8 protein-coding genes are annotated in these 6,131 nt (G+C 36.4%); 6 read left to right on the top strand and 2 right to left on the bottom strand.

The features are described from left to right. The 6 genes from N3F66_14345 to N3F66_14320 all read left to right on the top strand — a co-directional run. On the top strand, positions 1-213 hold a 213-nt coding region (locus N3F66_14345), incomplete at its 5' end, for a hypothetical protein (protein MCX8125325.1). Between the two features lie 267 nt (positions 214-480). After that, positions 481-1,263: a hypothetical protein gene (locus N3F66_14340; GenBank protein MCX8125324.1), complete on the top strand. Its 783-nt coding sequence runs from the start codon at positions 481-483 to the stop codon at positions 1,261-1,263. Positions 1,264-1,379: 116 nt separating this feature from the next. Beyond that, the gene (locus N3F66_14335) at positions 1,380-2,057 is read left to right on the top strand and encodes a LysE family translocator (GenBank protein MCX8125323.1); all 678 of its coding nucleotides are present in this window, start codon (positions 1,380-1,382) and stop codon (positions 2,055-2,057) included. A gap of 80 nt (positions 2,058-2,137) precedes the next feature. Then, entirely contained in the window at positions 2,138-2,584 is a 447-nt protein-coding gene (locus tag N3F66_14330) for a hypothetical protein (GenBank protein ID MCX8125322.1), read from the top strand. Positions 2,585-2,588: 4 nt separating this feature from the next. Beyond that, entirely contained in the window at positions 2,589-3,164 is a 576-nt protein-coding gene (locus N3F66_14325) for a hypothetical protein (protein MCX8125321.1), read from the top strand. After that, positions 3,161-3,613 (top strand): cytidine/deoxycytidylate deaminase family protein, encoded by a 453-nt coding sequence (locus N3F66_14320; GenBank protein ID MCX8125320.1) that lies wholly within the window; start codon positions 3,161-3,163, stop codon positions 3,611-3,613. Before N3F66_14325 ends, N3F66_14320 begins: the two co-directional genes overlap by 4 nt. A 272-nt stretch (positions 3,614-3,885) precedes the next feature. On the opposite strand, the gene N3F66_14315 is transcribed toward N3F66_14320, so the two are convergent. Together N3F66_14315 and N3F66_14310 are read right to left on the bottom strand one after the other, a co-directional pair. Further along, positions 3,886-5,151: a hypothetical protein gene (locus N3F66_14315; GenBank protein MCX8125319.1), complete on the bottom strand. Its 1,266-nt coding sequence runs from the start codon at positions 5,149-5,151 to the stop codon at positions 3,886-3,888. A gap of 80 nt (positions 5,152-5,231) precedes the next feature. Beyond that, positions 5,232-6,131 (bottom strand): thioredoxin domain-containing protein (locus N3F66_14310; GenBank protein ID MCX8125318.1); only part of this gene is annotated, 900 nt, incomplete at its 5' end.

Here is a 6,131-nt window from a genome sequence, read left to right as displayed (position 1 = left end):
GATGAAGTATGGAGTAAAAGTGGAGGATATAATCATGGTTCACAAACAGAATCAAAAGAGGTTGAAAAGCTAAGTGGCTCAGTTATAGCAAGTATTTTAGATGGTGAAACATTTAAAGAAGGAACAGTTACTATACTTGAGACAAATTCAGCTTCACTGAGTCTCAATGAAGGTTCCTCTGAAGTATATACAATTGATTCAGTTATACCTTAAAGAATAAATTTATACATAATATTTCTGATTAAAAGTGGATATTGTAAATTTACTATCAAATCCAATGCAATTTCTAAATATATTTTTTATGATTTTATTATGTATAATCAAGATTAGTAATCTTAAACATTTTTGAAATAAGAAAATTTATTGTAATACTTATTCTATTACAATCCATAAGGCTATTTTCTTTTTCAATTGAATAACTTGCTATTTTCACCACAACAAGGGTGTAAAGAAATACAAATATGATAGTACGGTAACTCTATGAAAACAAAATCAAACATACAAATATTTCACTTTTTAATCCTCTTAACAATATTCACAATCACCCTACCCTTTATAACTACATCATTATTTGCCCAAACCACACCCACTTACACCTGGCAGCAGATCTCCGGCAACTGGTCGGTTGTGTCAGACAACAAAGAATCGTATCTACGTGAAAACAGGGGTAAGTCGTTTAATTTTGACTACAGCCCCTTAATTAATCTTAACTCATTGATAAGTACAGATGAATTTACCATTACGCAACTCACACACACTATTTCACTGCATGCACCTGCTGACAGTATCACCTACATGACTTTTTTTGCTGCATCTGATTACCGACAATTCTATGCAGTACAGTTTGCCGGGAACAGTTCAAATATACACACCATTAGCATCATCAAATCCGACATCAAAGACACCACGCTGCCAAAGCAGGCAAAGGGCAATTTTTATATCACCACATTAGCTTCTAGAGAAGTATCGCTTGAATACGGAAGGACATACACGCTGACAATCACTGTGCAGGGCAAAACCATTGCCGTTGCAATAGACAATGCACAGGTACTATCGCACACACTTAACGAAGAGCCAGAAAGCGGTAAGATTGGCTTTGCCTCAAAGCATTGCATCCCAATTATTGACAACCTTAAAGTTTACAAAGGTAAAGAGATAATCTTTGAAGATGATTTTTCAAAGGAATCAATTCGCAAAATAGTATTACAGGGGCGCAAACTCACACCTCAGGAAGTTGAAGAATTGAAAAAGAAGAAGAAATAGTATTATAAATTTCTGTCCAATTCTTACAATTCATATTATTTTTAAAAAATACTTGCAACTTTTTTAAGTAATTTACATCGTATATAATTAGCAAAATTTCTATTTGCAGGTATGGCATGTACACCATTCATATCTTTTTCTTATTTGCATTTGGCCTTTTTATTGGATTTATATCATCAATTCCTGTTGGTGCTGTTCAGCTTGAAGTTATTAAAAAAGCCATCAATGGACATCTTAAGCCAGCAATTTCTGTTGCGCTTGGTTCTGTGACGTCCGACTTTATCTATGGTGTGCTGGTGCTTTTTGGCATTGGTGGTTTTTTGCATTATCCCAATGTGCAGATATTTACGTATTCACTTGGCATCCTTGTCATCATTGCACTGTTATACCGTTCCTACCGCGAACACAAACATATACCGCCACACATCAAAACGCACATTCAGTACAAAAAGCGCACATCGTTTTTAACTGGTTTCACTATTGCTATCACCAACCCTGGCATGATTGTGTGGTGGGTTATTGGCTACAAGCTTTTAATTGACCTTGAACTTTTCCAAACTATGACAATTCCACTCAAAGCAACTTTTCTTGTTGCCTGCTGCACCGGCCTTGCAGGTTACCTCACACTCATTGCATTCATGATGAACAAATTGCAGGAATCTATCTCGGACAGACTGCTTGACAAAATGAATATTGTCATAATGATATTGCTTGTATTTGTAATCATATATTTTGCATTCAAGCTATACGGCTTAATCACCAACACCAATGTTGATATTATGTATAATTTTTAGGGCGATAGTTACTGTCAACAGACTCAACCTTCTGCATTGTCTTTTTACGTAAAAATATTTATAGGCGATAGTTACTGGATATGGACATCATTGCAACCAAACAGTTTATTGAAGCATTGCAAAAACTTCCTGACAACTCACCGCTTGACAAAGAGTTTTTTGATCCTATTTACGACTTTTTTGAGGATGCAGGGATGTCACTGCTTCTATCAACACCTGATGATTACTACCTTTTGTATTTTGACCTGCCCGAAGCTATTGACGAAATTTTACCAACCAATGTATCATGGCTCATAGAAAAAGAAGAAAAATCAACAGCGCTTACCATGTTTGCTGATGGCAAAGAAATACAAACGTATCACACATTTCATTTTGCCACTAATCCTGTTAATTCTTATTTTTTTAAAACACTGAAACAAAGCAAAACATTAACCATACACTTCTTTGCCATGATCTATGGTGATATCGTTAAAATGAAATCAATAACATTTATGCTCCCTGAAGCTATAGTTCAGCAAATAGAATAAAAAAATGAATGAAAAAATACGGGAACGAATAGAATATATAAAAAAAGGTGAAACCCCACCTAACTCCAATCAGCGTAAAAAGAGATTTTCCCGCATCTTTTTACTCATCAATATTCTTGTGTTCATTATTCTTCTTACTCTTATCATACAAAAAAAGGAACCAACCGATTACATATACCAAACTGTTGTTGTAAACAATATCCAGGTGCGCTGCTCCATCATTCATACCATAAACCAACCACTCCTTGCATCAGTAACCTTTACCAGCGAATCATCCTCACAGTTACAGCTAAAAAAACCAGCAATCACAATAACTATCGCACATAATAATAATGAAATACTACTACAGCCTGTTGACTATTCCACCACCGTGCTGAACGTAGCACCTCAAAACCCTGTGACGCTCACCACCGCAATTCCAATAGATCAAATTAAAGAATATGCAAAAAAACATGATTTATTAAAGCCTAAGCGGTATGTTTATCACAGTGTAATACCGTTAACAGTAAAGTTTACTCTGCATACTGTAATGGATTACACTGTACTACTACACTTCAAATGCAAGGTGAGCGCTAAATGAACAGGCCTTCCTGGGACGAATATTTCATGATGATAGCACATGATGTTTCTTCACGCGCAACATGCATACGGCGAAAAGTGGGTGCAGTTATTGTTAAGGACAAGCGTATACTTTCAACTGGCTATAATGGTGTGCCTACTGGTATCACCCACTGCACGCCTGAGACCTGTCTGCGCAATATTTATAACGTCCCTTCAGGAGAGCGCCATGAGCTGTGCCGCGGACTTCACGCCGAACAGAACGCAATAATTCAAGCAGCATTTCATGGTGTATCTATTTCAGGTGCCATTATTTATGTAACCCACCAGCCCTGCTCCATCTGCACCAAGATGCTGATAAACGCTGGCATAAAGAAATTTATCTTTGAACATCCCTACAACGATGAGCTTGCAAAAACAATGATGGATGAGGCTGGCGTTGAAGCAGTTGTGTTTAAGAAATTAAAATAAAGTTGATAGTATCAAATAATAAAAGAACACAGCACACACAACAATTATTACCCAGTAACTATATACAATAATTTTCCATGCCTTAGATGTTCTGAATCCTAGTATATCCATAATAATCTCCTCTGTTTCCCATTATAAATAATTAAAGCACCATTATGGCAAAAGGAAGTGTCTGCCATATAGATACAATGGATAAATAACAAGAAATCCCACGATAACAGAAAGAATGACTTTAGCTACAAAATATATAATTTCTTTATTCATACTTTTCCTCACTGTATCAAAGAAATTCTTTTTGAATCGGCTACCTTCAACAATCCATCTACAGTAAAAGTAGCCATGCGCACATCGGTTTTAGATTTAAAGCATATACCAATTATCCACGGATAATCCTTTTCAATTGGACATGTATAGTAGCTTACATATACCAGTCCATCTTTTACTACAACACCTGTGTAAGCGGTATCACCGTTGGATGGAAGGTCAAACAGATGGATTAACCTGTCAGGCAATACTTCATAAATAGCTGTTCGTTTTTTTGCCACATGATTACCTAAATCAAACCGCGGTCCTAAATGATTCCTTCCTGCTGCAAATATACGCCCTTTGATTGAGAACATAGTAGCGCCGTCAAGTCTTGTTATAAATGAATGAGCATAGCTCCACATAGTATATGGCTTTTTTGCAATAGCAATGATGGTATTACCTGTTGGATTGCCAAATTCATATCCACCTGTTCCTAAGCTCCCACACCGCAGTGTTGCAATTATTGAACCATCAGGCAAAAACTCTAACTCCGGCTCACCATTGCCATATGCAGTATACACTTCAGAAACTTCTTTCCAGATTAAACCATCAGTCGATGACAGCAGCACTGTTATGGTAGTAACATCAGTGTTTGAAGGCTGGCCTGTTGGCAACAGTAACGGCTTTTTTCCACTGGCAATTACGTACCACACTTTATTATCTTTTGTCTTAGGCCTCCAGAGGTTCCAACCACCTTGCATTACTTTTGTCATTCCTTTTTGTGTACGGTGGTTGACTACTATTGTCTTCAGTTCTTTTGGGTTGCTCCAGTCCAAGCCATCTTTTGTAAATGACCAGTAGGTAGTATGCGGGGAAGGGTCAAATTTTTCATTAACTAAAAAATACACAAAAAGGTTTTTCTTTATTATTGCAAATTTAGGGTCACGCACATCTTTACCCGAAACCACCAGTTGCGCAACATCCTGCCAATTTTTTGCATCAGAAGAACGCTTGATCAGCAAATATCCATTATCATCATACAAATGCCATTTGGTCTGGGCGTGTATGCAGTAAAAAAACCCATCGTAATAAATAAGGTCTGTGTTGGAATTATGCCATTTTAATGGATTCTCTGATGTCGTAATAATATAAGAATTAAATTGCAATGATGGGTCATACACATATTGTGGCGGTTTGCGCACATCCCAATAAATTATTAACAGCGATATCAGAATAACCGGGAATAGAATGATTGCTGTGATGACACGCAACACAATTTTTAATATTTTCATGACGCCTCCTTTATCTCTTTATAGTTCAACAACACAATACTTTATTTACTGCTTATTAAGATGTCAATTCAAAATGGTAATTATTGCCTTTTTGCCATTTCTATCTTTATTGCCATTTCTAGAATATATGCCGGGGGTATGCCAGGGCGTAACTTTGTGTTATTAATAATGATTGTTGGTGTTGCACTAATGTCAAGTTTACCACCCAGAGCAATATCATTTTCTAAGCGCTTACGCACTTCTGGTGAATAGGATTTCTTTTCCACATCTGCCCAGTCTTGATGTACATTTACAATAGCCTCTTTTATTACCTCTTCATTTATACTGCCCCGGTATTGCATAAGCTGCAAAACAAAGTTAATATACTCACTTTTTCCATACAGTGAATATGCAACCAATGATGCACGGCATGAGGTGCCGTCTTTTTTACGGGGAATAAATCTATTGCAGGTGCCATCAAGAGGAAAATGCCTCAGGTACAATGCAACCTTGCTCTGGTATTTTAATGCAATCTCATGTAGCAGTGACACAGCTCTGTGGCAGGCACCACAGTTGAAATCAAAAAATACAACTATGTGTACAGGGCTTTCATTTGTCCCTATAAATGGTTCAATATCGTCAACCTTTATGCTGACTTTTTCATATTTTTCATAATCTTTTTTAAAATCTTCTATGAGCTTTGCTTCTCTTTGTTTTTCCTTTTGAGTATATGTATACTGAAGTGATGCATTGACACCATACCCACTCACCACTGATATAATACCTGCTATTGATACTATTGCTAATAGTTTTTGAAATTGCCTATTTTTTAAAAGTTCTATCATATCAAAATCATGTAGTATGTTCAAACCACTTTTTAAACCATTATGCACCTTGCTGATTAAAATTCCCGTAAGAATAAGCAAAACACCATTGCATGCCCACAACATCATGCAAAAGGAACAAAATTTTTTTATTTTTACAAACGATATTAATCCTAA

The sequence above is a fragment of the Spirochaetota bacterium genome (assembly GCA_026414805.1).
Taxonomy (GTDB): domain Bacteria; phylum Spirochaetota; class UBA4802; order UBA4802; family UB4802; genus UBA4802.
This window is presented reverse-complemented; position numbering and strand designations above follow the sequence as displayed.

Coding starts and splice junctions, on each gene's coding strand:
- N3F66_14340 (MCX8125324.1), top strand. CDS start 481: ATGAAAACAAAATCAAACATACAAATATTTCACTTTTTAATCCTCTTA.
- N3F66_14320 (MCX8125320.1), top strand. CDS start 3,161: ATGAACAGGCCTTCCTGGGACGAATATTTCATGATGATAGCACATGAT.
- N3F66_14325 (MCX8125321.1), top strand. CDS start 2,589: ATGAATGAAAAAATACGGGAACGAATAGAATATATAAAAAAAGGTGAA.
- N3F66_14335 (MCX8125323.1), top strand. CDS start 1,380: ATGTACACCATTCATATCTTTTTCTTATTTGCATTTGGCCTTTTTATT.
- N3F66_14330 (MCX8125322.1), top strand. CDS start 2,138: ATGGACATCATTGCAACCAAACAGTTTATTGAAGCATTGCAAAAACTT.
- N3F66_14315 (MCX8125319.1), bottom strand. CDS start 5,151: ATGAAAATATTAAAAATTGTGTTGCGTGTCATCACAGCAATCATTCTA.